At 53.5% G+C, this 26,016-nt stretch carries 19 protein-coding genes and 9 pseudogenes; 10 read left to right on the forward strand and 18 right to left on the reverse strand.

The features are described 5' to 3' along the window. The first annotated feature begins 10 nt into the window (after positions 1 to 10). From arnE to JZM30_RS20370, 6 genes and pseudogenes are all read left to right on the forward strand, one after another. Positions 11 to 313 carry a 4-amino-4-deoxy-L-arabinose-phosphoundecaprenol flippase subunit ArnE gene (arnE, locus tag JZM30_RS20345; protein WP_286673684.1) on the forward strand — a complete coding sequence of 101 codons (303 nt, stop codon included), beginning with the start codon at positions 11 to 13 and terminating at the stop codon, positions 311 to 313. 15 nt (positions 314 to 328) lie between these two features. Continuing rightward, a complete protein-coding gene (gene arnF, locus JZM30_RS20350; protein ID WP_252321003.1) occupies positions 329 to 718 on the forward strand; it encodes a 4-amino-4-deoxy-L-arabinose-phosphoundecaprenol flippase subunit ArnF in 390 nt (129 codons plus the stop codon). 221 nt (positions 719 to 939) lie between these two features. Then, positions 940 to 2,095, forward strand: a pseudogene (locus JZM30_RS20355) (PocR ligand-binding domain-containing protein). Positions 2,096 to 2,111: 16 nt separating this feature from the next. Beyond that, on the forward strand, positions 2,112 to 3,206 hold the full coding sequence (locus JZM30_RS20360) for a response regulator transcription factor (protein WP_252321005.1): 1,095 nt from the start codon (positions 2,112 to 2,114) through the stop codon (positions 3,204 to 3,206). 98 nt (positions 3,207 to 3,304) lie between these two features. Continuing rightward, a pseudogene (gene metK / locus JZM30_RS20365) lies at positions 3,305 to 4,451 on the forward strand (methionine adenosyltransferase). Between the two features lie 19 nt (positions 4,452 to 4,470). Next, a complete protein-coding gene (locus JZM30_RS20370) occupies positions 4,471 to 4,773 on the forward strand; it encodes a BMC domain-containing protein (RefSeq protein ID WP_252321007.1) in 303 nt (100 codons plus the stop codon). Between the two features lie 802 nt (positions 4,774 to 5,575). On the opposite strand, the gene JZM30_RS20375 is transcribed toward JZM30_RS20370, so the two are convergent. The 18 genes and pseudogenes from JZM30_RS20375 to JZM30_RS20450 form a co-directional block, all read right to left on the reverse strand. Further along, positions 5,576 to 6,484 carry a DUF7973 family transport facilitator gene (locus JZM30_RS20375; protein ID WP_252321009.1) on the reverse strand — a complete coding sequence of 303 codons (909 nt, stop codon included), beginning with the start codon at positions 6,482 to 6,484 and terminating at the stop codon, positions 5,576 to 5,578. 155 nt (positions 6,485 to 6,639) lie between these two features. Then, a pseudogene (locus tag JZM30_RS20380) lies at positions 6,640 to 7,555 on the reverse strand (glycyl-radical enzyme activating protein). Positions 7,556 to 7,643: 88 nt separating this feature from the next. Then, positions 7,644 to 10,195, reverse strand: a pseudogene (gene grpM / locus JZM30_RS20385) (glycyl radical diol dehydratase GrpM). Between the two features lie 162 nt (positions 10,196 to 10,357). After that, positions 10,358 to 10,933, reverse strand: a complete 576-nt coding sequence (locus tag JZM30_RS20390) for a DJ-1/PfpI family protein (protein ID WP_252321011.1) — start codon at positions 10,931 to 10,933, stop codon at positions 10,358 to 10,360. 10 nt (positions 10,934 to 10,943) lie between these two features. Continuing rightward, positions 10,944 to 11,243 carry a BMC domain-containing protein gene (locus JZM30_RS20395; RefSeq protein ID WP_252321013.1) on the reverse strand — a complete coding sequence of 100 codons (300 nt, stop codon included), beginning with the start codon at positions 11,241 to 11,243 and terminating at the stop codon, positions 10,944 to 10,946. 28 nt (positions 11,244 to 11,271) lie between these two features. Further along, positions 11,272 to 12,792, reverse strand: coding sequence for an aldehyde dehydrogenase family protein (locus tag JZM30_RS20400; RefSeq protein WP_252321015.1), 1,521 nt, complete (start codon positions 12,790 to 12,792; stop codon positions 11,272 to 11,274). Between the two features lie 50 nt (positions 12,793 to 12,842). Then, a complete protein-coding gene (pduB, locus tag JZM30_RS20405; RefSeq protein ID WP_252321017.1) occupies positions 12,843 to 13,628 on the reverse strand; it encodes a propanediol utilization microcompartment protein PduB in 786 nt (261 codons plus the stop codon). 25 nt (positions 13,629 to 13,653) lie between these two features. Continuing rightward, a pseudogene (grpH, locus tag JZM30_RS20410) lies at positions 13,654 to 13,936 on the reverse strand (propanediol utilization system shell hexameric protein GrpH). Between the two features lie 292 nt (positions 13,937 to 14,228). Continuing rightward, a pseudogene (gene tdcD / locus JZM30_RS20415) lies at positions 14,229 to 15,417 on the reverse strand (propionate kinase). 53 nt (positions 15,418 to 15,470) lie between these two features. Then, the gene (locus tag JZM30_RS20420; protein ID WP_286673687.1) at positions 15,471 to 15,833 is read right to left on the reverse strand and encodes a GlcG/HbpS family heme-binding protein; all 363 of its coding nucleotides are present in this window, start codon (positions 15,831 to 15,833) and stop codon (positions 15,471 to 15,473) included. Positions 15,834 to 15,848: 15 nt separating this feature from the next. Further along, a complete protein-coding gene (locus JZM30_RS23700; RefSeq protein WP_286673688.1) occupies positions 15,849 to 15,980 on the reverse strand; it encodes a hypothetical protein in 132 nt (43 codons plus the stop codon). Continuing rightward, positions 15,981 to 16,253 carry a EutN/CcmL family microcompartment protein gene (locus JZM30_RS20425; RefSeq protein WP_252321021.1) on the reverse strand — a complete coding sequence of 91 codons (273 nt, stop codon included), beginning with the start codon at positions 16,251 to 16,253 and terminating at the stop codon, positions 15,981 to 15,983. A 44-nt stretch (positions 16,254 to 16,297) separates the two neighbouring features. After that, positions 16,298 to 16,672, reverse strand: a complete 375-nt coding sequence (locus tag JZM30_RS20430) for a hypothetical protein (RefSeq protein WP_252321023.1) — start codon at positions 16,670 to 16,672, stop codon at positions 16,298 to 16,300. Next, on the reverse strand, positions 16,609 to 16,998 hold the full coding sequence (locus JZM30_RS20435; protein ID WP_252321025.1) for a hypothetical protein: 390 nt from the start codon (positions 16,996 to 16,998) through the stop codon (positions 16,609 to 16,611). The genes JZM30_RS20430 and JZM30_RS20435 overlap by 64 nt, the downstream gene beginning before the upstream one ends. A 28-nt stretch (positions 16,999 to 17,026) precedes the next feature. Next, positions 17,027 to 17,383 carry a hypothetical protein gene (locus JZM30_RS20440; protein WP_286673689.1) on the reverse strand — a complete coding sequence of 119 codons (357 nt, stop codon included), beginning with the start codon at positions 17,381 to 17,383 and terminating at the stop codon, positions 17,027 to 17,029. After that, positions 17,340 to 17,642 carry a PduL/EutD family phosphate acyltransferase gene (locus JZM30_RS20445; protein ID WP_438801535.1) on the reverse strand — a complete coding sequence of 101 codons (303 nt, stop codon included), beginning with the start codon at positions 17,640 to 17,642 and terminating at the stop codon, positions 17,340 to 17,342. Before JZM30_RS20445 ends, JZM30_RS20440 begins: the two co-directional genes overlap by 44 nt. A 182-nt stretch (positions 17,643 to 17,824) precedes the next feature. Next, positions 17,825 to 18,034 (reverse strand): hypothetical protein, encoded by a 210-nt coding sequence (locus JZM30_RS24875; protein ID WP_438801536.1) that lies wholly within the window; start codon positions 18,032 to 18,034, stop codon positions 17,825 to 17,827. Next, positions 17,967 to 18,932 carry an iron-containing alcohol dehydrogenase gene (locus JZM30_RS20450; RefSeq protein ID WP_438801531.1) on the reverse strand — a complete coding sequence of 322 codons (966 nt, stop codon included), beginning with the start codon at positions 18,930 to 18,932 and terminating at the stop codon, positions 17,967 to 17,969. Before JZM30_RS20450 ends, JZM30_RS24875 begins: the two co-directional genes overlap by 68 nt. A 1,099-nt stretch (positions 18,933 to 20,031) precedes the next feature. Here JZM30_RS20450 and JZM30_RS20455 point away from each other — a divergent pair. From JZM30_RS20455 to JZM30_RS24880, 4 genes and pseudogenes are all read left to right on the forward strand, one after another. Further along, positions 20,032 to 21,444, forward strand: a pseudogene (locus JZM30_RS20455) (NCS2 family permease). Positions 21,445 to 21,871: 427 nt separating this feature from the next. Further along, positions 21,872 to 23,513 (forward strand): annotated as a pseudogene (locus JZM30_RS20460) (Na+/H+ antiporter). A gap of 373 nt (positions 23,514 to 23,886) precedes the next feature. Then, positions 23,887 to 24,579, forward strand: a complete 693-nt coding sequence (locus tag JZM30_RS20465; protein WP_252321027.1) for a response regulator transcription factor — start codon at positions 23,887 to 23,889, stop codon at positions 24,577 to 24,579. Beyond that, positions 24,569 to 26,013, forward strand: a pseudogene (locus tag JZM30_RS24880) (sensor histidine kinase). The gene JZM30_RS20465 and the pseudogene JZM30_RS24880 overlap by 11 nt, the downstream one beginning before the upstream one ends. The last annotated feature ends 3 nt before the right edge of the window (positions 26,014 to 26,016 follow it).

Here is a 26,016-nt window from a genome sequence, read left to right on the forward strand (position 1 = left end):
TGGTTGGGTTTTGCTGGTCAGCATGCTGAGCTACATGGGGCAGATGTGCCAAAAACAAGCAGCTGGCGCGGTTCATCCTGCCTATGCAGCGCGATGGCTGAGAGTTGCTCTGCTGCTGGCGCTTGCGTTATTGCTGTGGCTGGTCGTACTGCAACAGCTTCCTGTTGGCATTGCCTATCCGATGTTGAGTCTGAATCTGGTTTGGATCACGCTGGCCGCACGTTGGATTTGGCAGGAGCCTATTGGTTGGCGGCATAGCCTCGGCATTCTGTTTATCATCTCGGGCGTCGTTTTGCTCGGTGTTACGGCTTAACGTGGAGGCGACAGCATGGGATATCTAGCGGCGTGCCTCAGCGTCATGTTGGTCAGCATCGCGCAGTTGGCGATTAAATACGCCCTGTCCAGATTGCCACCGGTATGGTCGATACGCATGCTGTGGGATGGCGCAGCGTGCCAGTGGCTGCTGCTTACCGCTGAGCTGGGGTGTTACGTGCTGTCGCTAATTGTCTGGCAATTCGCGTTACAGCGTCTGGCGCTGGGCAAAGCCTACGCATTTTTGAGCCTAAGCTATGTGCTGGTGTGGCTTGGTTCGATTCTCTTACCCGACTATTCAGAGCATTTTTCATGGCTGGCGTGCATCGGCGTGTTCGCCATTATGGTGGGTGTATTGTTGGTCTGCTGGCCGGAACGTGAAGAGAAAACCTCTACCTCGTCATAGCGCAAGAGTCGATCGGGCTCAAACAAAACAAACATTTTCAGGTGTAATTTCTTGTCATTCTTATCGCAATAGCACCGTGTGAGATAGGTCATAGCATCCATACCGTAGATCGTAAATAATACAAAACCGTTATAAATAGGAACTGAAGGTATATTCCTACGGCGGCGGAGGGGTGAAAACGGATTCTCAGAAACGGTGTCTGACTGACAGAAAAGAGCATGATGAACAACAAATACCCATTGCAAGAAATCCTTGACGTTGACCGGCTGCAAACGTTGCAGGATAACTTCAGCAAATCCATGATGATTGCATTGGTGGTTGTTGATGAAAAAGGCGTCCCGGTTACCAAACCCAGAGGGTTTTCTGATTTTTGCGCCCGTTCGCGGCGTAATCCTGCATTAGCGCAACATTGCTACGATTGTGATTATGCCGGAGGAAGGGCTGCCATGGCGGCTTGCCGCCCGGTGGTGTATCGCTGCTACTGCGGGTTCGTTGAGTTCGCGGTGCCCATCATGATAGATAACCACTATCTCGGCGCGTTTATCTCCGGTCAGGTCAAAGTCGAAACCTCAAAAGAGACCGAGATTCCCTACATTCTGGCGGAAAATGGTGTGTGGGAAGAGAACCCCATGCTGGTGAATCTGCATGAAAACACTAAACGCATGCCCTATGAGCGTTTTGAATCGACTGCCTATACGCTGCTGCATGTCGCATCCTATCTGGTGGAACAGGCTTACGCCAACAACATCCAGCGCGAGTTGCATCAAAAAGATCTGGCGCTGACCAATGAATTGCGCAAACGCGTGGACATCGAGCGCTCTCTGCATGAGGCGGAGTTTAAAGCGCTTTCCTATCAGATAAACCCCCATTTCCTGTTTAATGTACTCAATACTATCGGCCGTTTGGCCTTTTTGGAGAACACCCAGCGCACCGAAAACATGGTATTACGTCAACAGCTACATGTCGATTCAAAAAGTCCGCATGAGCGATCGTTTTGATTATATGTTCAGCATTCCGGATAAATATCTGGATGTGATTTGTCCTTTCCTCATTTTGCAGCCGCTGGTGGAGAACTTCTTTAACTACGTGGTTGAGCCGCGAGAAATAAAAAGTCACATTCACATTAAAGCCACCGACGATAGCCGCGATGTGATTATTGAAGTGACGGATAATGGCGACGGTATTTCGCCACAGGATATCGAGCATATTCTTTCCGGTAATGAGAATCGCCAAAAAGGCGGCATCGGTATCAACAACATTCAAAATCGACTTCAGTTGCTGTTCGGCGAGCGTTATGGGCTGGAGATTGCCAGTCCCCACAAACCGAAACAGGGAACCTCTATCAAACCGCGTTTCCCGATGCAGGAAGTCCATTAATCCGGGGAGAAACACAATGTACAATTTTGTGATTGTGGAAGATGAACACATTGAATCCGAATCTCTGCGCCGTATGATTTCGGAGCACATCGAAAATGCCACCATTCATGAAGCATCGACCGGACGTAAAGTGATTCAACTGATCGATCAACTGAATCATATAGATATGATCCTGGTGGATATCAATATCCCGTTGCCAAATGGGAGAGAGGTGATCGAGTATTTGCGCCGTAAAAATGATCAGACCAAAGTGATCGTCACCACTGCCAATGACGATTTCGATATTGTGCGCAGCATGCTCAGCCTGAAAGTGGATGATTACCTGCTCAAGCCGGTCAAACGGAGCATCATGACCGATGTGATCAAAAAGGTGCTGCATTACGATGAGCAGGATAATCAGGTAACACGCGAACTGAAACAGAAAGTGTTTTCCCTGATCGATGACGGCGATTACCCGGCCTGGAATGAGCTGGTGTTTCAGACTATCAATGGTGCCTACTGGGATAAATCTGGCGATCGCCGTCAGACGGTAGTGGATTTTCTTGCGCTGCTTGATCAATACGTGGCGGCGCAAGGCGACAAGTTTGCCGCATCTCATTCTACGGCGCTGAAAGGGGTGATGCGAGATGTCGCCAGCCGTAGGCTGACGGAAGGCTATTACTACCGTATTCTGCGCGGCGTGTTTACCCTGAGTGAAGCCCTGTTTGAGCGGGTGTTCAAAAGCGCTGAGTCGCAGGGAGATTTTATCGAACGTGCGCGTTATCACATCGAGAAGAATATTTTCACCAACATCACCCTGGATGATATTGCCGAACGCGCTTTTGTCAGCGCCTGCTACCTGAGCCGCGCCTTCAAGAAAGCCACCGGTACAGGTTTTTCTACCTATGTGGCAAATCGAAAAATCAAAATTGCCAAATCTCTGCTGCAATTCAGTGATTTAAAGGTCAATACCATTGCGCTGAAACTGGCGTATCAGGATGCAAACTATTTCTGCCGCATCTTCAAGAAAGAGACCAATATGTCACCTTCCGACTACCGTAAACTGATGGTGTTTAACCCGCAGGTGGCCCCACCGGAAGCGGGGAGCAGCGTAGTGCTACCCGCGCGGTGATAACGCAAAATAGTCCAACCTGACAGCAATAAAGTTCACCGGAGCCGATCGCCCCCCCGAGTAAAATAACGGGATACTCTCAGTGGGGCGAGGCGTGTGTGGACGAGTACCTGTTTACTTCCGAATCGGTGGCGGAAGGCCATCCGGACAAAATCGCCGATCAGATTTCCGATGCGATTTTGGATGCGGTGTTGCTACAAGATCCCTGGGGCCGCGTGGCGTGTGAATGTCTGGTGAAAACTGGCGTCGCCATCGTGGCAGGAGAAATCACCACCACCGCATCCGTTGATGTGGAAAGCGTGGTGCGCCACACCATCAAACAGATCGGTTATAACCACTCGTCGCTCGGCTACGACGGCAATACGTGCGGCGTGCTCAACCTTATTGGTCGGCATATTGCCAGCGGTATTCAGGGGGAAGCATTAACCGAACTGGGCGCTGGCGATCATGGCATTACCTTTGGCTATGCCACGGATGAAACGCCGGAATTGATGCCAGCAACCCTGGTTTATGCGCATCAACTGATGGCGCGTCAGGCGCAACTACGTAAATCCGGCCGCTTGCCCTTTTTACGTCCAGATGCCAAAAGTCAGGTGACGCTGCGCTACCGCGATCGTCAGGTGATTGCGGCGGACACTATCGTCATTTCCACACAGCACGCGCCTGATGTCTCGCTTGACACGCTCCGTGAAGCGGTTATCGAAGAAGATCGTTAAACCGGTGCTGCCCACTCGCTGTCTGACACCGCACACCCGCATTCTGGTCAACCCGGCCGGGGCGTTTGTCACGGGAGGGCCGGTGGGTGACTGCGTGCTTACCGGACGCAAGATTATCGTCGATACCTACGGTGGTGCCGCCTGCCACGGTGGCGGCGCGTTTTCGGGTAAAGATCCTTCCAAAGTCGATCGCTCAGCGGCCTATGCGGCACGCTACGTGGCCAAGAACATCGTAGCCGCCGGATTGGCAGCGCGCTGTGAAGTACAGTTGGCCTGGGCTATCGGCGTCGCGCGCCCGGTAGCGGTGCGCATCAATACGTTTGGTACCGAGCGGGTGAGTAGCGCCTTATTGCAGCAACGGGTGGACGCACATTTCGATCTCAGCGTCTACGGCATGATTACGTCGCTTGATTTACTGGCGCCGCGTTATCGCCACACAGCATGTTACGGGCATTTCGGGCGATCCGATTTTCCTTGGGAATTCACCGATAAAGTTGCGTTATTACAGGGCGCGACTTCATTGATATAACTATAAACAGGAATCGCTTATGGCTAAGCAAAGTTTAGGTCTGATAAAAACCGTGGGGCTTGCCGCGGCCGTTGAGGCGGCGGATGCGGCGGTGAAGTCTGCCAATGTCAATCTGGTCGGCTATGAGCTGACGAAAGGCGGTGGCATGGTCACCGTGAAGCTGGAAGGAGAAGTGGGGGCGGTCAATGCGGCGATTGCAGCGGCAAGCGTTGCAGCGGCTAAAGTGGGGCAGGTGTATGCCCATAAGGTGATTGCACGCACTGCTGAAGGAATCGAAGCCATCACGCATTCGGCAGAGACGGTTGGCGTTGCCAAACCATAGTTGCTGGCACCGGAAGTGGTCATTACGCCACCTGCTGCTCCTGAACCAGAAACCAAATCAACCACGATTCCTGTGGTAACGCTTGAACCAAGCGACAATGGTACGTCATGCGGGGATATCTTTGATCCGCCAGCACCACAACCGGCTGCGCCGGACGCTACGCCCGACGGGCAAAAACACCCCGCGTAAGGGTGACAAATAATCACGATATGATTTCAGACCGACGACAAACCTGCTTTACCCACTCGTCGTCCCCGGCATAGGCCGGAGATCTCTGTCAGAAGAAATGCATTTACTCTGTGGGAGATTCCCGCCTGCACGGGAATGACGGCGGGAGCGGTAATGGCGGAAGTAGGTGGACATGACTGTTTTAAATAAGCTTTTCAGTAACATCTAATCATTACGTGATTTCTCTTCCAATCATCCTTGGCAACCGCCGGGGATTTCTTTGTTCTTGTTATTAGAGGGTTAATAAGGTGGGGATTTCTTGACGTACAGAGTGAGGTTTTGAGCATACAGGGTTTTGCTGTTGACGTACCCGCGACAAATGACGCTGAGTAAATAGGTGGCGCCAGGATGAGCGGCAGGGATATCGGTCCGTCCGGCGGCACCCATTTCCGAAGGTATCGCGCAGCGACGCCATTGCGCAAAAAGCGCGGGGTCATGGGGTGTGGACGGCTGCACACCCCGTGTCGGGCGCGTGCCACGCGAATGGCAGAGGAACACAGTGGTTTTCGCGCACGAAACCTTACTCTGTACGTAAATAACTCCCCCAGTTCATCAATACAGGGGGAGCCCAACATCAAAATAACGGCACCGCCGCAAAAAAACCAATGGTCGCCAGCAGGTTGACCAACGTCGTCATTATCGCAATGGTAAACGCCGGTGGGTCAATATGAGTGTCGCCATGAACCAAAAACAGGCGGGAAATCAGTTCGCCGAGAAGAGCACAGATAATGCCGACTACAGCGGCCCAGATCAGGCTGCCGGAGGCCGCCGCTGCCAGCGCCGCAGGCAGGGCAATGTGGTGGGAAACCGGTACCTGGGTATTAAAATGCAGGAATACTAACGAGAACGCTGAAATCCCAAAGGCCAGCAACGCGCCGCTGCCTCCGAAGGTGTGACCCAGATAGCCAGCCATCAATCCAATACCGATACCCAAGACCGATAGCTGAGGAATGCGGCTGTGATAGGGCATCCAGCACTGATCCTGTGGCGGGTAGCAGCGACGCCCCCCCCCGCTTTGGGGTTTGCCCAGCAGACCGGTAGTTCCGAACATCAGACGCACAATCATGCCAGAGATCACCACGGTTAACGCAACCGTGTCAGTCCATGCCAATCCCGAAGAGAAGGTGGGTACTTGATTGAACAACCAGGCAATCACAAAGCCGATAGCACCAAATGCACCGCCGACCAGCAGTACATCGGGAGCCCCCAATCCGCTTAGCCCAGCCGTGATATCACGGCCAGAAGCCAGTTTGCCCTTTTTGGCTGCATAGGCGGTTGCGGCAACACCGGCAGCAAAGTCGCCGACGTGTGGGCCGAATACGCCAAAGGGAAATTGAATAAATGTGGTGGCGCTGCCGGTGACAATTTGTGATATCGCCATGGCAATGACCAAGAGACCGACAAATTCAAAGGCCGCAAGGGCACCGATCGCGGCACCGAAAATACCGCCGCCGAAAGCGACTAAAATATCAATGCTGTTCATTACACTCACCTTGATTGTGTGGGTACAAGAAATAAACGACGCAATACATCACGTCGGTATTATTGATGTGAAAAATAATTATTTTTTAATAATGACAAACTAAAAATCTGGCAACGTGTAGATACGTTTCCCGATAATATTTTTATACTGTGCGACTACCCCCCAATATGACATTGGAAACCCAATGATTCGATTTCCCGTTTGAGGGTATTTACGGTCTCTTCCGGTACACTGGGCGCATCACCCATCGGGTATTCACGGCCAAGTAACGTGTATTTATTTTCGCCGTAGGTGTGGTAGGGCAATAAATGAATGGTATCGACATTCGACATCAATCGGGCAAATTCAGCAATGGCGTGAATTTCTTCGCGATTGTCATTCACACCGGGTACCAGCGGAATTCTCACGATAGTTTTGGTAATAAATGAAATTCTGATCAGGTTTTCTAAAATACGCTGATTATCCACGCCGGTATTACAGCGATGCACGGCCGGATTGATGGCCTTGATATCCGTAAGCGCCAAATCAATATATGGAAATATGTCTTCAATAGTTTGTGCAGACGTCAGCCCGGTGGTTTCAATGGCGGTATGCCAGCCCTTTTCTTTACAGGCTTTCAGCAATTCGCGGGCGAATTCCGGCTGCGCCAACGGCTCGCCGCCGGAAAGGGTAATCCCTCCGCCAGAACGACGGTACACGTTCTCTTCTTTTTGCAGCTCTTGTATCACTTCACGCACGGTGATGCGCTTGCCTTTCATCTCCAGCGCATCGGTCGGACACACGCGGGTGCAATCACCACAGTTAACACAACGCTGGCGATCGATAAAATGCGGTGCGATGATGGACATCGCCTGATGCTGACAGGCTTCCAGACATTTACCGCAATAGATACAGTCATTCTTTTTGAACAGCAGCTCAGGATTTGGCCGCCGATTCCTGGTTGCTGCACCATTTGCAAGGGAGCGGGCAGCCTTTAAAAAAGGGGATGGTACGGATACCGGGACCATCGTGCAGGGAATAGCGTTGAATATTGAAAATCACGCCTTCCGTATCATAGTGTACTTTATTCATAACATGGCTCATGGGCGACGCGTACCCTCGGGAATGTAGTGAATCCGGGGCGACACCAGAAAGTATCGCCCCGACCCTCAGCAGCGCATCAGAAGTGCTGTTCCGTGCGGCTGATTATGTCGTCCTGTACTTCTTTCGCCAGCACCACGAACTGGGCGCTGTAACCGGCTACACGTACTACCAGATCGTTGTGCTTTTCCGGATGTGCTTGTGCATCGATCAGCACATTGCGATCCACCACGTTGAACTGAACGTGCATTCCTTTGCGATCGAAGTAGCTTCTTACCATGCCGCCGAAGTTCACCAGCCCTTTGTCCCCAGCCAGTGCTGAAGGCAGGAATTTCTGGTTATACAGCGTGCCGTTGGAGGCGCTGAAGTGGTCAAGTTTTGCCACTGAGTTCGCTGCTGCGGTTGGACCCAATGTGTCTTTGCCCTGGCGCGGTGAAACGCCGTCGGCCAGCGGTTCTTTCGCCAGACGGCCATCGGGCAGAGCCGCGACGTCTTTACCAAACAGCACGTTAGCGGATACCGGGTAGATACCCGCCTGGAACTGGCCGCCGCGCGGGTTGGTGTACTTTTCGACTTCCTGGCAGTAAATCAGTGCACAGCGACGTGCCACCAGATCCACATCATCGATGTCGTTGCCGAAGCACGGCGTGCTTTCCAGAATCCGGCGAATTTCCTGATGGCGATTCTCGCTGGCACCGTAAGTCGGGGTTGCCGGGGTGCTGGCTGAAAGCTGGCGATACACTTCGTTCTTGATGGCGGACGGATCCAACGTACCGTTCTGTTCCACGATACGTTTCACGATGTCATAGACATCTTGCTCATTGAGCGACGATTTCGCTGCGGCGGCGTGAGGTGCCGCGCCGACCGGGTAACCGAAGTTGGCATCCAGCGCGCCTTTCAGCTCTTGCAGCGTCAGTTTACGGTCTTCAAACACCTGTTTCTGGATGGCGTAAACGGAGTCGCCGGTATCGGCCACGCCGAATGCCTGCGGGCCGGTAAAGTTATAGATGGCACCACCGTCTTGCAACGATTTACCGCGTCCAATGCAGTCATCCACCATGGCGGAGAGGAACGGCAGCGGGCAGCGCTCGGCGTGTGCAATATCCACGCTGTTACAGGCTTCGACCAACTGATGGACAAAGTGCGACATCTGCTTTTGGAACGCCGTGTAGAAATCTTCGATATTACCGAATTGCGGCAGTTCACCCGTGACCGGCCCGATCCGTTTGTTACCAACGCGACCGTTGTTCAGGGTAATTTCCAGCACCTTGGCGACGTTGAAGAACGCGGCATCGTGCCAGCCTTCGGTACGGTGCGGCGCTTGTGGTTCCACACAGCCGATGATGCAGTAGTCACGCGCATCGTGCAGAGAAACGCCACGGTTTTGCAGTGCCGGGATGATCACTTCATCGTTGTACATCGCGGGTACGCCGAGTCCCAGACGTGCCACTTCACACGCGCGATACAGGAATTCATCCGGCGTGCCTTGCCATACGCGGATCGAGAAAGAGGGCTGCGGCAAGCGAACATGTGCGGTCGCTTCCATACACATGTAGCTCATTTCATTGGTGGCATCACGCCCGTATTCCGTTTGGCCGCCCACGCACAGGTTTTGGAATACAGCGAAACCAGCGAACGCTTGCGCGGAGACTTCATCACGCGTTTTGTTGATGTCGTTCAGTTTGATCCAGCAGCAGTCCACCAGTTCCTGAGCAAATTCTTTGGGGATGTTTTTGTCGGCGGCGTAGTATGGTACATGTACTGGTCGAAACGCCCCGGGGAGATGGGGTGGCCGCTAGATTCAATCTGCAACATACTTTGCAGGAACCAGAAGGTCTGGCACGCTTCCCAGAAGGTGGAGGCACCGAATTCCGGAACGCGCTGACAGTTTTGGGCAATTTGCAGCAGCTCTTGCTTACGCGTAGGGTTGCTTTCCTGCTGCGCCAATTGTGCCGCATGCTCTGCATAGCGGTGGGCGTAACGGATCGCCGCGATATAACTGATGATCACCGAGTGATAGAACTGCTCTTTTTTAATGTAATCCGGTGAGCTGCGATCCAGTTTTTCCAGTGCACGCTGCACTTCATCAATGATGCCGCGGAAACCGATTTTCAGGATTTTGCCGTAGTCCACGCTGACGTGGACTACGCCGCCATAGAAGTAGTTGCCGACGGTGAATACGCCGCTCGCCATACTCTCTTTGGTGGCATCAGACATATAGGATGCGGCCAGCGCGCTGGTGGTTTTACCCGGCCAGTAGGTGAAGGCATCATGCAGTTCTTTGGTCGTTTCTTTCGGGATGATGAACGGGTCCGCGACGCGGGAACCCATGGTTTCGAACTCTTTTTCCACCCAGTCGTAAGAGAATTCGGGACAGATTTCGGTAGAGCGCGGGTTTTTGGTTACCGCACCGACGATCAACTCGTCCGGACGAATGGTCACCGGCAAATTGTTGAAGATCTTTTCTACCACTTTGGCGCGACGCATGATCGGCGGTAAGCCTTCAGTCTCTTTATAGGCCTCGGTGGCCAATACGGCGCGTTCAGATTCGACATAGGGCTTTGCCGTCAGAATCATATTTTTCAGTCTGACAACACGGTCGGTCGGATTGGAAAAACCTTTCTTTAACATATCCAGGACTCCTGCATATTTAAAATTATTCATGATGTAGGCAATACAGAGGCATCCTTCGGGGAAAAAGGCATGCCCAGACTGCTGACCAATTTATTTATATCCGTCACCCTTCACCTTATTTAACGTGAGAGATGACAGTGGGAAATATTTGCTGTGCGCTTAGATCTGCACAGTGGTGCCAATCAACGAAATAAACTGACGCAACAGCGCAGGGTGCCCCATCCAGGTGGTTGCCGTTACCAGATGGCCGTCGAGAACGGCTTCATCATCGGCTGCAGAACGATAAATACCGCCCGCCAATTCGATTTCTGGTTTCATGGTGAAATACCCGGTCAGGGTTCGACCTTTTAATACGCCCGCGGCCACCAATATTTGTGGGCCGTGACAAATAGCGGCGATCGGCACAGAAAAATTAAACGCATAGTGGACAATATTCAGTACGGATTTATTCAGACGCAAATATTCAGGTGCGCGTCCGCCAGCAATATAAAACCCGCAATAGTCCTGCAAACGAATTTCATCAAACGATGCGGTCAGCCGAAACAGATGTCCGGGTTTTTCGCTGTAGGTCTGATCGCCTTCAAAATCATGAATGGCGGTTTTAATAAATTCGCCTGCGCGTTTTCCCGGACAGACGGCGTCCACCAGAAAACCCAATGCGCTTAATGCCTGCCATGGCACAATGACTTCATAATCCTCAGAAAAATCACCCGCTAACAGCAGTATTTTTTTCATAGGTTGGTTCTCAGAACGCCGTGTTGTCATTTTCGATCATCCGCATGGCCTTGTTGACCGCGGCGACTTCGCCAAAGATTGCCAATGTCGTGATGTGCTGAGGGCAACTACCAAAGATTTCCGAAACCACCACATTGGCGCTTTTGCTGGCCAGATCGGCATAGAAATAGAGATCCGGAACGGGCAGCATCAGCAGACCAATAGCGTCAATGCGCAACAGATCGAGCTGTGAGCGAAATTCGCTGGGCATTCTTCGCTTCAGCATCGCCACAATGTCAGGGGTTGGTGCATTGATGATTCGTGTTTTCATTGGCAAATGGCCCTCATCCTCGCGACGATTAACGGATATTAAGCGATTCCACCATCACACAGCGGCGGGTGCGGGCAAACGACCGTGCGTACATCAATCCTTCCCCGGTCGGACCGGCGATAGTGAAAGTGGCATGCCCTTCGCCGCCGACGCCTATGCCGATGCCGGCATAAGACGGCCCGTTTTTAACAAAGATGGTGGTTTGAATCAGCTTCGCCATCTTGGTCAGTTTTTCGACGTTGGTGGAGTGCATGATGGCGGTATGACGGTTACCGTGTTCTACCTTGACCGCCAGATCGATAGCGTCATCGACGTTATCAACACGCACCACGGGCAGAATCGGCATCATCAGTTCATGCACCACAAAGTGGTGATTTTTTTCCGTTTCGATCAGGATAACTTTGGTGTCCGGTGCGCTGGAGATCCCCAGTTGTTGCAGGATGAAACGCGCATCTTTACCGACAAACGCGGTATTGGGACCAGTGCCTTTCTCATTCAGCACCAGCGTTTGCAACTGCTGGATCAACTGCTTGTCACACAGCAGGTAGGCACCGCTTTTCTTCATGCAGTGGATCAGATAATCCGCTAACTGATTCACCACGATCACCTCTTTTTCGGCGACGCATGGCAGGTTGTTATCGAAGCTGCATCCCTTGATGATATCGCGTGCTGCCCGTTCGATATTAGCCGTCTCATCCACCACCGCAGGCGGGTTACCGGCACCGGCACCGATGGCTTTCTTGCCAGATGACATCACCGTTCTCACGATCGCCGGGCCACCCGTTGCCACCAGCAGGTTGACGCGTGGGTCTTTGATCAAGGCGTTAGTGTTGTCGATGGACGGGGCCGCCACGGTGACCACCAGATTGGCCGGTGCTCCTAACTGCGCCAGCTTCTCGTTGATCAGCCGCACCGCGAGGCGCGATACGTTGCGTGAACGCGGGTGCGGGCTGAACACCACAGTATTGCCTGCCGCCAGCATGCCAATGCTGTTGTTGATGATGGTTTCCGTCGGGTTAGTGGTGGGGGTGATGGAACCGACGACGCCGAACGCGGAGTACTCGATTAATGTCAGCCCACCGTCACCGCTACACGCCTGCGTCGCCAGATCTTCCGTGCCCGGCGTTTTCAGCGCTGCGATGCGATTTTTGGTCAGCTTGTCCTCGTAGTTACCCATGCCGGTTTCTTCGACGGCCATGCGGGAGATTTGGTCCAGCACATCTTCTTGAAGAAACACCTCACGCACGCCATTCACAAAGGCATTCCTGTCTTGCATCGAACAGTGACGATACTGCACTTGCGCTATCGCGGCAGCGGCAATGGCTTCGTCCATGCTGTCGAAGATACCCGCATCATGCGCTGAAGGCTGCGGTGCGGCGGTTGTCGGTTGTTGCTGTGCCAACACTTGCGCCACAATGCTGCTGACCAGCGATTGCTCGGTGTGGGGTGCCGGTGTGGCGGCTGTTGCTGCACCCGCGCCGGACGCGACGGGGTTACTGTATTTGCTCAGGATGGTGGAGACTGCCTGGGCGATTTCAAGGTCGTTCATCTTTTGGTTCCTTTCCTCACATCGCACGGCACGCAAGCGCGCCTGACGGATCAGATATACGGCGTGGTGGTCGATCTGATTTCCGTTGGATCTAACGTGGACAGCAATTGCAAACCGACTTCGCGAGCGGCGATCACCGCCTGGCGTACCGCGCCAGAATCCCCTGCGAAGGTGAAGATCACTTCGTTACTGTAGCTGGTGCCTTTACTCGGGCTTGCATATCCGACCGGGTCGATCACTGCAGCCTTGGCGGCGGTATCAGTAATCAGTACCCCGATGGCAGCCGGTGACGCGCAGGTCATGCCGAACGACTTACCTATAGGTGCGCCAAAGGCTTTGTTCAGGGCAAAGCTGGCACGTGCGGTGTACTGGAATTCCAGATGACCAGCGGGAGAACCGTACACATCGCCCATGGTGCAGTCGATTTCGTTCAGGGCGACTTCCACGGCACGGCGGGCGTCAGAGACGTCTTCTGCACCGAAGATGATCATACAACCGTGCCCGCCACCGCCTTCGGTGTCACGCGCCAGCTCGATGATCAGCACTTCGCTGTTGGTGGCTTTCACCGCTTCGTCAGCGGCAAAAATATGCGGGCCAGCGCCGGTACGTGCGCCGATAATACCGATGGAACGGAACTTTTTATCGATATTCATCAACTCATGCAGTTGGTGATCCACGTTGGCAATCACCAGACCGATGGTGTGGCCCAGTGCGGTGCCGACAAATTCTGTCAGCCCGCAGCCCGCGATGCTGCCGAGCGCTTTACCAGCACGTGGTGCGTCGTTCTGTTTGTTCATCACGTCAGATATAATCTGTTCGACAAGATTATCTCTCATAGGAATAATCCTCGCGGTTTAGGGATCAGCCCAGTGCCTTCGGCAGAATTTTTTCCACTTCGGTATGCGGGCGAGGGATCACATGCACGGAAACCAGTTCGCCGACTTTATTGGCGGCTGCAGAGCCAGCGTCGGTGGCGGCTTTCACGGCACCCACATCGCCACGCACCATCACAGTTACCAGACCAGAACCGATTTTTTTCGTAGCCGACCAGCGTAACGTTGGCGGATTTCACCATGGTATCTGCGGCTTCGATGGCGGAGACCAGACCTTTTGTTTCAACCATACCCAATGCTTCTTGTTGCATATCAACCTCGACGTTTTGTAGTAAAAAACTTGTAGTAAAAAAGTACGTGGAATCTGTCCGGCGGACCGTGGCCTGCCCTCATCCCGCAACCGGCAACGCACCGATTTTGCTGTTTAGGATGTTATGAACATCCCGACCAAATGTTTTGCCGATGAGCGAGACTTTTTTGTTATCACTTTCAGTGCTGCGACAATAAAATCCACGCTGGTTTATCAGGGCCGTTGCGGCGGGTACCGCGCTGCCCTAAATTGTTAAATGGGTCACGTTTTAATAAAACGGGGGGCACCGCACCTCATGCCAACTGCGCGATCTCTGCGGCGTCCATCGCGATCATTTTCTCTTCGTTGGTGGGAATAACCGCGATAGTGGGGAAGCCTTCAGCGGAAATCACACCGCTGCGTCCGCCCACCATGTCATGGTTTTTTGCTTATCGAGCTTTAGCCCCAGCACCGATAGACGCTCGATGGTCAACTCGCGGATCAGCGCCGAGTTTTCTCCGATTCCGCCGGTAAACACCAGCGCATCCAAGCGTGAGAGTTAGGTGAGGTGGGCTCCCAAGTGACGTGCCAGACGATGCACCATCACATCAATTGCCAATCCTGCGCGTTCGTTGCCGCTTTCCCGCGCTTCTTGTAAGGTGCGGCAATCACTGGAGATGCCGTACAGGCCGGAGGCGTTATTCACCGTTTGGTAGATTTTTTCGATAGGTTGCTGGGTGCAACTGGCGATATAGGCGGCGGCACAGAAATCGAGATCCCCACTGCGCGTACCCATCACCAGCCCTTCCAGTGGTGTCATGCCCATCGAGATATCGACGCTGCGTCCGTTTTCACCGCGCAGATGGAGGAGCCGTTGCCCAGATGAGCAACCAGAATGCCGTGATCGTCCTGATTGAGATCCAGCATGGCGCGAGCTTGTTCCGCAATATAGCGGTGAGAGGTACCGTGGAAATCGTAGCGTCTAACCTGATACTTCTGCTGGTACTCATAAGGAATGGCGTAGGTGTAAGCCGCAGGGGCGAGCGTCTGGTGAAAGGCGGTATCGAACACCGCAATTTACGGCAGTGACGGCAGCAGAGCTTGAGCCGCTTCGATCCACGTCAGGTTGGCGGGGTTATGCAACGGAGCCAATACTGACAGTGCCCTAATTTTTTCAATCACTGCCGGAGTGATTAACACGGAGTGTTTAAAGTCGCTGCCGCCGTGGGCGACGCGGTGACCGATAGCGGCAAGTGAATCGATCAGCTTTTTGCTGGAGAGCGTATCGAATAGCACTTTCAATGCTTCATGGTGGCTGGCGGATTCCAGCGATAGCACTGATTTGTTGCCTGAGCCGTCTTTGACGGTAATCACCGCGTTATCCAACCCTAAGCGTTCTGCCAGGCCGAACAGCAGCGGTTGTCCGTCGTTGACGGGCATAACGGAAAACTTTAATGACGACGAACCACAGTTAATCACGAGCACAAGGGAAGATAAGGACATAAGCCCCCCGAAATAAGAGATGACAAAAAAATCCAGCGTGTTATTCGTGGCTGTCAGGCGAAAGGCGACAGGGAAAAACGTTGCTGAGTGAATTGGTGCAGAACGTGACGTGCGATCGCGACATCCTCTTCGGCCGTACCGCCGCTGATGCCGATACCGCCCAGTAAATGTCCCTGATGCCAGCATGGCAGGCCGCCACCGACGGCGCAGATATCGGCCTGTTGCTGGAGTCCGAACAGGGGCGCACCGGGTTGCACCTGTTCGGCCAGTTCGTGCGTCGGCATACGCAGCGCCACGGCGCTGTAGGCTTTTTGCCAGGCGAGGCGGTGGCTGACCAACAGTGCGTTATCCATGCTGACGAAGTAGCGCGGATGGCCGTGTGTATCCACTAGGCTGACGACCATCGCCAAGTGCATGGCAAGGGCGGTTTCCTATGCCAACTGTGCCAGCAGGGCGAAATCAGCAACGGTCAATGCTTTGCGTTCTGGCTGAGGTTGGGCGGCAATGGCCTGTGCAATCCAACCGTCCAAATCGCGCAGTGCAGGATGCTGTTGTGTCAACATTTAGCCCTCGCTGCGCTCGGTGGCATCGACGATACGGATGATAGCGGCATCAATAACGGAATGCTCTTTGCTGTTGGCCATGCGCGCTGAACTGTCGGTGGCGACGATCACAATTTCTCCGTTGCCCGCGCCGACGGTATCCACCGCCACCTGCGTGCGCTGAGTGGGGTTCATGTGCTCATCCAGACGGGTGACGAGCAGCAATTTCATGCCGTTCAACGATGTATGTTTGGTGGTGGAGACCACCGTGCCGGTGACTTGGGCCAGATACATGGTGCCTCCTCAGGATGCGGTTATTAACGTGATGCGGCGCGCGGCTATCTCACGCGCGCTGCCGGGGTAATCAACGTGCCGGGTCGGACACGCAGCGTGTCTTCGCTATGCAGGCGTACATCGCGCACCGTCACGGCGGTGACGACCGCGCTGTGCGATACGGATGCCTGTGGGGCAGCAGGTTGCCCCATCATGCGAATGCCAAATTGGCGCAGCGTCTCCTGATAGCGTGAGAGTTGTGCCAGATAAGCAGATGGCATGGCGGCATCAGGGTGGTGTAGTGCGATGATGCGCACGTCTTGTGCCAGCGCCTGAAAGACCCATTGGCTGGCAGCGTTATCACGCAAGCCGAGCGCTATTTTTGCCAGACTGTTATCGGACAAGGCTGGCAGCAGCAGCGTATCGCCGTTGCGTGGCATGGGATCAATAGCCTGTTGGCAAGGCACCTGTGGCAGCAGACGATGCAAGGTGTCGGCAAAACGCGTGTGCAAGCGCTGTGGGAGAAGTGTACGCTTAACTGACAGCCTGCTTGCGCCAGTGCTGCCAGATAGTGCAGTGTGGCAGGAAATGCGGCTACGTCATCGCCAGTGATCAGCACAAAGGTGGTTGGCTGCCGTTGGGTTTCGGCATGGATGTTTTCGATCCCTGTGCTTTCAAACAGTGAACTTTCGATGCGTAAAGTGCGGTGGGCAAGCGCATCAGTGATGGCCTTGTCTATCAACGAAGAGAGCGTCTGGCTGTTCATGCTGCCTCTCGTGAGCGGTATACGGTATTCATGGTGCGGCCTGCATGGCAATTCCCAGCGTGGTGACCAGCAGCGGCTCCACGGCGGGGAATTCGCTAAAGCTGCTGGCACCGCCCACCACATGAATGTTTCTGACGTTATACGCTGTCAGCCAGTCACTGGTCAGGCAAGCCATCTTCTCCACCACCGGACGCACCAGCGTCATATGGGTGCCGCCGGTCGGTTCGTCAGCGGAAAAGAGCACCTTGCCGTTACGTAGCACGCTAAGCCCTGTGGTACCACCGCCCACATCCACCACCGCGCCGTTACGCATATTCAGTGCCGTGGCGGCAGCAACGGGCTCATCGACCACATGTGTCACCAGCAGACCTGACGACTCCACCACGTTGGCGATCACCTTGGTGTTCCCCTCGGAAATCCCCGGCGAACTGGCCGGGTTGTTTCACGGCTTTCATGCGTGTTAGCGTCGCGCCGTAGCCGAACAGGATGTCCATGTCTTCCCGCGCCAGATGAATATGACGATTAGAGATGCCAACCGGTACCTGAAGCGGTGCGATGGTTTCAGCACGGTATGAGCCCTGTGCGGCCAGTTCTTGCATTACCTGCTGGGTGATCCATGCAATCTGTTGCTGTGTTGCGTTCATCAATTCAGTTACCTGCATTTTCCTGTCTTTACGTCATGCACCGTTGCGAATGGGGCTGTTGTGGCCTGTCGCGGTGGTGCTATTAACCCTAATCAACACGGCGTGTCCTCGTTTGTGATTCGCGAGGACTTTATTGCGCAGCCCGTGGCGGGCAGGACAATTTCGTCCAGTCGCGATGCTGATTAGCCCGCAATCTGGCTTATCAATTGACTGACCGCATCGCGGGTGGGGGTGTGCGGATTACTGGCGGTGCAGCCATCTGCCAGCGCGGCATCGATCAAACGCGTGCGCTGTTGCTCAACGTCATGGGCACTAATATTCAATTCACGCAGCGTGGCCGGGATACCGAAACGTTGATTTAACGCGCGAATTTGTTGGGATAACTGCCGGATACGCGCCCTGTTTGATACCTGCTAATGCCGCACAGCGTGCGTAGCGTTCGCGCGTGGCATCACTGCCGGTGGCCGCGTTGTAATCGATCACCAACGGGAGCAGCATGGCGTTAATCTTGCCGTGAGGAATGTGGAACACACCGCCCAGAGCGTGTGCCAACCCGTGTACCAGCCCCAATCCGGCGGTGCTGAACGCCATACCCGCCATGCAGGAAGCGTTGTGCATTTTGGCGCGCGGCGTAATAGCTTGCGGTTGCTCGAACACCTGTGGCAGATAGTCCCACACCAGCAAGATGGCCTTTTCTGCCAGCGCGTCACTGAAATCGTTAGCCTGGGAAGAAACGTAGGCCTCAATCGCGTTGGTAAGCACATCCATGCCAGTATCAACGGCGACGCCGCGCGGCACGCTTACCACCAGTTGCGGATCGAGAATGGCGATATCGGGCTGTAATTGATCGGAAACCAGCGGGTATTTTTGCCCGTGTTCAGGATCGGAGATCACCGCGTAGGTGGTCACTTCGGAGCCGGATCCGCTGGTGGTAGGGATTGCCACCAATACCATCGGATGCTTCGGATGCAACGCCTCCAGGGTGACCTTGATGTTTTTGGCTGCATCTAAGGAGGAACCGCCGCCTAGTGCGATAATTACATCTGGCTGTAGCGTTTTGAATGCCGCTGCCACGGCGTGCAGCACGTTAACATCAGGGTCAGGTTTTACCCCGCTGAAGATACTGATGCGCGCCTGTGGCATAAAACCGGCGAGATAATCGGTTTTGCCGGATTTTGCCATAAAGTCATCAGTGACAATGGCGACCGTTTTATGGTTATAGGCGCGTAATGCTTCCATTGCCGTGTCACCGAAATAGACGCGCGGCGTGGCAAACACAGGAATATTCATGGCGTGATGTCGTTCCATGGGGCTGTCAGTGCGAGCGGGCAGCAAACAGCGTAGGTTTCTCAATGCTGGCTAACCTAACATGCTGTGAAAAAGGAGCGGCAGCGGCAGCGTTGCGCAGAAGTTGGATTCTTTTGTCCTGTCGCAGGGGGGATATCAAAATAATCCACGCGGGGATGTGCGCATAACGGCTAAAGCAGGCGGGGACGGCGCTGCCAGAGTAATGACATAAAGGAAGGTCAAGGCATTGTGGTGCAGGAAGGCAAGCCGCCGTTGGTCTTTGTTACGACAGGCTACAATATCAATATTGTGCAGAGCACCGTTGACGCGCTGCCACCTAAGGCTGTTGCCAGAAAGAGGGTGAAAAAATCACGCCATTAAAAAAGGCGGGTATCAGTGATACCCGCCTTTTCAGTGCTGGTTACGACGTGCGTAACCGCATATGTGCTTTAATCGCGAACGATTAACGGAAGATAGCGTAGGGAGCCAGACCGCGATAGGTTTTGCCCAACGCTTTTATTACTTTGTTGATATTACGTACAATACTCATCTTCTTATTCCTACGCTTTCTTGAATCTTAGTGGTTGGTGAACATGTTGAAGTTGACGCTAACGTTTTCGAACATGGCAACGATTTTTTTGATCAGTTTCATTTGTCTCTCTCCGAGTGATTGTTCATTTTTCTATGATGTTCTTCACGTTTTTAAAGATACGCCGCTTGGCAGCGCAGGTCAACTTTTTTGTGAGGCTAATCACAAAAAAATGGTTCGAGAGTTTTCTGTGCGTGAAACGCCGCTCTGTTTTGTCGAGTGATAGATAAATTGTCTGGATTATCAGTTGAAATACACAGCCCAGAAGCAGGATAATCCCCCGTTTCTCCTCCGACCTACCAGATACACTTGTGATGCGCCTCGCAAGCTAATCGTTTGCGTGCCCGTAGAGCCGGTGTGAAGTGCATTCGGGGGCGTCAGATATTTGCGCTGCGGTGCGGAAGCGCCGTTGTTGTGGGTGCGTGCAGCGATGGGAGATCGTCATGGCAGGCAAGGCCATATGCACCCTCCGGTTTTACTTTTACAAATAATGACATCTCAGGGGATACCACCATGTCAAATAGCTCTCGTCAGGCTGGCAATGCGGCGCGCCCGCAAAGCTCACTTGATGCTTTTTTTCACATCACACAGCGCGGCAGTAATGTAAGACAGGAAGTGCTGGCCGGGTTAACCACGTTTCTGGCGATGATGTATTCGGTCATTGTCGTGCCTGGCATGTTGAGCAAGGCGGGTTTCCCGCACACGCCGGTGTTCGTGGCAACCTGCCTGGTCGCCGGGCTGGGTTCCTGCTGATGGGGCTGTGGACCAATCTGCCCATGGCAATCGGCTACGCCATTTCGCTTACCGCATTTACCGCATTTACCGCATTTACCGCATTTACCGCATTTAGCCTGGTGCTGGGGCAACAGATCAGTGTACCGGTAGCCTTAGGCGCGATCTTCCTGATGGGGTTGCTGTTTACCGTGATCTCTGTGACTGGCATCCGTTCCTGGATCCTGCGTAACCTGCCGTTAGGCGTGGCGCATGGCACTGGTATCGGCCTGTTCCTGCTGATCATCGCTGCCAATGGCGTAGGTCTGGTGATCAAGAACCCGATCGATGGGCTGCCTGTTGCGTTGGGTAACTTCACGTCGTTCCCGGTGATCATGTCTTTACTGGGACTGGCGGCCACCATCGGCCTGGAAAAACGTCGTGTGCCGGGCGGCATCTTATTAGTGATTGTGGCTATTTCCATTATAGGCCTGATTTTTGATCCGAACGTGAAATTCCAAGGCTGGTTCAGTTTGCCGAGTCTGACCGATGAAAACGGTCACTCGCTAATGTTTAGCCTGGATATCATGGGGGCGTTGCAACTGGCGGTGCTGCCAAGCGTACTGGCGCTGGTGATGACGGCGGTGTTTGACGCCACTGGTACCATCCGCGCGGTTGCCGGGCAGGCGAACCTGCTGGATAAAGAGAGGCAAATCGTTAACGGTGGGAAAGCGCTGACGGCGGACTCCGTGAGCAGTATGTTGTCCAGCCTGGTCGGGACGTCTCCCGCGGCGGTCTACATCGAATCTGCGGCCGGCACGGCGGTAGGCGGTAAAACAGGGTTGACGGCGACGGTGGTCGGCGTGTTGTTCCTGTGCCTGCTGTTCCTTTCCCCGTTGTATTATCTGGTGCCGGGATACGCGACTGCGCCAGCATTGATGTATGTGGGTCTGCTGATGCTGAGCAATGTTGCCAAGCTGAATTTTGATGACATCGTTGATGCCATGCCATGCCATGCCATGCCATGCCATGCCATGTCAGGTCTGTGCGGTGTTTATCGTGCTGACCTGTAATATTGTGACTGGGATTATGCTGGGCTTTGGCGCACTGGTGCTGGGACGTGTTTTCTCGGGTGAATGGCGTAAACTGAACGTTGGCACCGTGATTATCGCTATCGCACTGGTGGTGTTCTACGCCGGTGGCTGGGCGCTCTGATTATTTTGTGCGCTAGTCATTAAGGGGAGTCAAACTCCCCGATCAAACTGATGGATACGCAGCAATCCCTGTCATCCTCGGCGAAATCCGGGGATCTCTGCCAGAAGAACCGCAGGCAACCTCAAACGGTCATTCCCGCTTGAGGTTGCCTGCGGTTTCGATGGTGCTTGTGGTCCTGAGACCTTCCTTCCTTAACGCCACTCATCGTTTTTCCTCTTCCATCATGCTTTCCCTGAAGTATCCCGTCACGGTGATTTTTTGACGCAATTATTTGCAGGGTAATCATGCAAAAAATATGCGTTTTACCCTGAAATTTTGCCCCGCTGAACGATATTTTCATGTAAAAATAATGGGGCACTATCTCATAACGTACAAAGGGCAGCTCAGCACGCAGTTAGGTCATTATTGGACATCTCCTAAGGAAAGCATGGAAATCTTTTTTACCATTCTGATTTTAACCCTGGTGGTATCACTATCAGGGGTTGTTACACGTATTTTACCCTTCCAAGTTCCGCTGCCCTTAATGCAAATCGCCCTCGGGGCCATTTTGGCCTGGCCCCAGTTTGGCTTGCATGTCGATTTCAATCCTGAACTGTTTATGGTGCTGTTCATCCCGCCGCTGCTGTTTGCCGATGGCTGGAAAACGCCAACGCGCGAATTTATCAAACACAGTCGTGAGGTGATTGGGCTGGCGCTGGTGCTGGTGTTGATCACCGTCGCCTGGGTGGGTTACCTGATTTACTGGATGATCCCGGGGATGCCGCTGGTGGCGGCTTTTGCACTGGCCGCGGTGTTATCGCCAACTGATGCGGTAGCACTGTCGGGGATTGTTGGCGAAGATCGTATTCTGAAAAAGCTGATGAGTATCTTGCAGGGCGAAGCGTTGATGAATGATGCTTCGGGTCTGGTATCGCTTAAGTTTGCCGTCGCGGTGGCGATGGGCACCATGGTGTTTACCGTGTCCGGCGCAACGCTGGAGTTTGTTCAGGTAGCGGTCGGCGGCTTGCTGGCTGGCGTGGGTGTCACCTGGCTTTACAGTAAATCATTGCGCATCATTAACCGTTGGAGCGGTGATGATGCGGCCACCCAGATTGTGCTGCTGATGCTGTTGCCGTTCGCCTCTTATCTGATTGCGGAACACATTGGTGTATCGGGCATTTTGGCTGCGGTGGCCGCAGGGATGACCATCAGCCACTCTAACGTGATCAGTAACGCGCCGCTGGCGATGCGATTACGCGCCAACAGCGTCTGGTCGATGCTGGAGTTCGTGTTTAACGGCATGGTGTTTATCATGCTGGGGCTGCAATTGCCCGACATTTTGGAAACGTCGGTGACGCAGGCGGAACTGGACCCCACCGTTGAAACCTGGATGCTGTTTACCGATATCGCCATTATTTGCGCTGTTGCTGCTGCGTTTCTGCTGGCTGTGGTTTATGAAATATTACAGCCGCCTGTTTCAAAAGAAACGCCCGATGCTGTTTGCTCAGTACACCACGCGTGAAATCTGGATCGCTTCTTTTGCCGGGGTGCGCGGTGCGATTACCTTGGCCGGTGTGCTGTCCATTCCGCCGTTATTAAACGACGGTACTGCGTTTCCCTCCCGCTACCAGCTGGTGTTTATCGCCACCGGCGTCATCCTGTTTTCCTTACTGTGCTGGGTATTGACGCTACCATTACTGTTGCGTGTGGTGACGGTGGTGGACAAATCGCTCTATAAGAAAGAAGAGCGGATGGCGCGCATGGCGATTGCCGAAGTGGCAATCCGTAGCTTGCAGAAAATGGAAGAACGTCTGGCAGCGGATCGAGAAGAAAATATCGATGAGCAGGTGGTGCGTGAAGTTAGTGCGCGTGTCATCGGTAATCTGCGGCGTCGCGTCGTCGGTGAGAGCGATTTGGAACACAGCCTGGAGATTGAAAATCTGGAGCGCCGTTTCCGCTTGGCCGCTGTCACCGCTGAACGCGGTGAACTTTACCACCTGCGCGCTACGCAGCAGATCAGTAATGAAACCCTGAAAAAGATGCTGCACGATCTCGATTTATTGGAAGCCGTGCTGAGTGAGAAAGTGTAACCTGGTTTTTGCCTAGCCATGATTTTGCTTAGCTGATGCAGGCTCTACCTACGTTGAGCCTGCATCGGAATTTTGTTGATTCCCTCTATAGCGTGTTCCGAATCCTGTCAGATATCTAATCTGCATGAGGAATGCACGAAAACCCCACGATCGCAGAAAAACCCTACAAATTCTGGCTAATTGTCAGCATTGTAAACTACTTGTCATTAAATGATAATGATTGTTATTATTTTATAACGCGTTGACGCATAAGAAGCCGCCAGACAGGTTATTGCCTGTGTCAGAGTGGCTCAGATCCTATTGTTGTGGATCGGTAGCACGTCACTACGCGTGTTGTGGTGTAAGCAACCATCACTTTGACAGAGGGAAAACTATGCGCGTTTTAGTGGTTGATGACGACTCGGTGTTGTGCCATTGGCTTGGTGCAAAGCTGCACTCACATGGTTATGCCTGCAATATTGTTCATGATGGCGAACATGCGCTCAAAGCCATTAAAGATGAAATTTATGACGTGGTGCTGTTGTATCGGATGCTACCAACGTTAGACGGTTTTAGCGTACTGCGTGAGCTGCAAGGGTCGCGTCATCCGCCTATCATGCTGTTTTCAGCGTTGGATCGCGATGTGGATCGCGTGATGGGGCTGGAACTGGGAGCCAAAGATTATCTGGGTAAGCCGTTTAATTTTAATGAGTTGTGTTTGTGCTTAGAGATTATGGTGCGCAGAGGAAAACCGCAGGAGGCACCGTCATCGCTGCTGACGTTTGAAGATCTGCAACTTGATCGTCTGCAACGGGTTGCCTGGCGGAGCGGGCAACGCATCGATCTTACCGATAAAGAGATCAAGCTGCTGATCATTTTGATGGAAAACCCAGGGCAGGTGATCACACGTACGCTATTGTTGGAGCGCGTCTGGGGGTATCACTTCGATCCTCAGACCAACCTGATCGATGTTCATATGTCCAAACTGCGGGCCAAGATCGACAAAGGCTTTCCCCGGCCGCTGATCAAAACGTTAAGATCGATGGGCTATGCCCTTGGTGCAGTGGAAAAAACGGATGTCGCGTAGCGTACACAATGAACCTGCGCTGAGATGGCCGGGTAACGGATGGCGTGAGAAAATTCGCCATTTGTGCGTGCACGGTGCAAACCGTTATCCGGTGTTTCTGCGCACCTCGCAGTTTCGCCAATTTATTACGTTGGTTTTCCTGTTTTTGCTGATGGTGCTGTGCTGCATTGTCGGTTTCAGCGTGTTGAGTGAAACGCTGATCCGCACCCACGTGCGCGATGTCATACAGGGCAATATCCATGACCATGCAACCCAATCACGGCTGATCGACACGTCTACGCTGATCGCCCAGCTCAAACGCGATAATCAGGCCAAAACCGACGAATTGCCTCTGTTTCTGGTGATGAGCAAGCAGGGCGAGATCCTCTACCACAATTCGGGTTGGATGCTGCCTGGGCCAAATCATACCGCGTGCAAAATGGATGTCCCTTGCCTGAAGGCGCTACTGGTTGAAAAGGGGGCGCTGGATGATGGCGGCGTGTTGTTCACCGCCTATAATCTGCGTCCGATGCTGGAACGTATTCGCACTATTCCACTGGTGGCGGGGGCAGGGCTGTTTGTCGTGCTGTTGTTTTCTCTGGTTGTCAGCAGACATTTCAGTTTACGCAGCCTACGCAGCGTCGAGCGGATCCGTACCGCGCTGCACCGCTGCACCGCTACAGCGCCGGTGAACAGTACGTTCGTATGCCGCTCTCTACGCGCGATGACGATTTCCATAGCCTGAGCAACGACATTAACCAGAATCTGGAGCGCATTGAACGCCTGATGGAGCAGGTGCGCAGCACCTCAAGTCACATTGCCCATGAATTACGCACGCCGCTGACGCACCTGCAAAACCGGTTGTACAACCTGACCGAGCGACAAGGTCTTGAGCATGAGATGCGTGAGGAGTTGCATCAGGCGGTGGAAGAGGTGCACAAGATTTTGGGGCTGTTTCGCACTGTCATGCGTATCGGAGAGATTGAAAGCGGGCGCTGTGTGCATCAATTTGCCCGCTTTGAGGTGCGCCCGTTATTGGAAGAGGTATCGGAATATTATCAACCGTTAGCAGATGCACACCAGTGCCAATTGCTGATTGATGCACCTTCTGGGACGCAACTTTTTGGCGATCGGGCGTTGCTGTTTCAGGCGCTGGCGAATCTGATCGAAAACGCGCTGAAGTATGCTGCTCAAGGTAAAGCGATCACCTTGAGCGTCACCCTTTATCGCGGCTGGACTGCACTGCGTGTTTCCGATCGCGGCCCTGGTATTCCCGAAAACCTGCACGCTACGGCATTAGAACGCTTTCAACGCCTTGAAGTGGCTCAGCAGCAGCCTGGTTTCGGGCTTGGCCTGTCGCTGGTGAAAGCCATCGCCGAACTGCACGGCGGTCAACTCTGCATGGCATCAGCCAATCCCGGTTTACACGTTTATCTGTGCTTAAAACGTACCTGACAT

Source organism: Candidatus Symbiopectobacterium endolongispinus (assembly GCF_018777385.1).
GTDB lineage: Bacteria > Pseudomonadota > Gammaproteobacteria > Enterobacterales > Enterobacteriaceae > Symbiopectobacterium > Symbiopectobacterium endolongispinus.

What these genes read in the sequence shown, in the direction of transcription:
- JZM30_RS20390 (WP_252321011.1), bottom strand. Translation starts at nt 10,933, where the DNA reads ATGAAAAAAATACTGCTGTTAGCGGGTGATTTTTCTGAGGATTATGAA.
- JZM30_RS20375 (WP_252321009.1), bottom strand. Translation starts at nt 6,484, where the DNA reads ATGAACAGCATTGATATTTTAGTCGCTTTCGGCGGCGGTATTTTCGGT.
- JZM30_RS20420 (WP_286673687.1), bottom strand. Translation starts at nt 15,833, where the DNA reads ATGCACTTGGCGATGGTCGTCAGCCTAGTGGATACACACGGCCATCCG.
- JZM30_RS20450 (WP_438801531.1), bottom strand. Translation starts at nt 18,932, where the DNA reads ATGAATATTCCTGTGTTTGCCACGCCGCGCGTCTATTTCGGTGACACG.
- JZM30_RS20445 (WP_438801535.1), bottom strand. Translation starts at nt 17,642, where the DNA reads ATGAACGCAACACAGCAACAGATTGCATGGATCACCCAGCAGGTAATG.
- pduB (WP_252321017.1), bottom strand. Translation starts at nt 13,628, where the DNA reads ATGAGAGATAATCTTGTCGAACAGATTATATCTGACGTGATGAACAAA.
- arnF (WP_252321003.1), top strand. Translation starts at nt 329, where the DNA reads ATGGGATATCTAGCGGCGTGCCTCAGCGTCATGTTGGTCAGCATCGCG.
- JZM30_RS20425 (WP_252321021.1), bottom strand. Translation starts at nt 16,253, where the DNA reads ATGTATCTGGCCCAAGTCACCGGCACGGTGGTCTCCACCACCAAACAT.
- JZM30_RS20465 (WP_252321027.1), top strand. Translation starts at nt 23,887, where the DNA reads ATGCGCGTTTTAGTGGTTGATGACGACTCGGTGTTGTGCCATTGGCTT.
- JZM30_RS23700 (WP_286673688.1), bottom strand. Translation starts at nt 15,980, where the DNA reads ATGTTGACACAACAGCATCCTGCACTGCGCGATTTGGACGGTTGGATT.
- JZM30_RS20360 (WP_252321005.1), top strand. Translation starts at nt 2,112, where the DNA reads ATGTACAATTTTGTGATTGTGGAAGATGAACACATTGAATCCGAATCT.
- JZM30_RS20430 (WP_252321023.1), bottom strand. Translation starts at nt 16,672, where the DNA reads ATGCCACGCAACGGCGATACGCTGCTGCTGCCAGCCTTGTCCGATAAC.
- JZM30_RS20395 (WP_252321013.1), bottom strand. Translation starts at nt 11,243, where the DNA reads ATGAAAACACGAATCATCAATGCACCAACCCCTGACATTGTGGCGATG.
- JZM30_RS20400 (WP_252321015.1), bottom strand. Translation starts at nt 12,792, where the DNA reads ATGAACGACCTTGAAATCGCCCAGGCAGTCTCCACCATCCTGAGCAAA.
- JZM30_RS20435 (WP_252321025.1), bottom strand. Translation starts at nt 16,998, where the DNA reads ATGAACAGCCAGACGCTCTCTTCGTTGATAGACAAGGCCATCACTGAT.
- JZM30_RS20370 (WP_252321007.1), top strand. Translation starts at nt 4,471, where the DNA reads ATGGCTAAGCAAAGTTTAGGTCTGATAAAAACCGTGGGGCTTGCCGCG.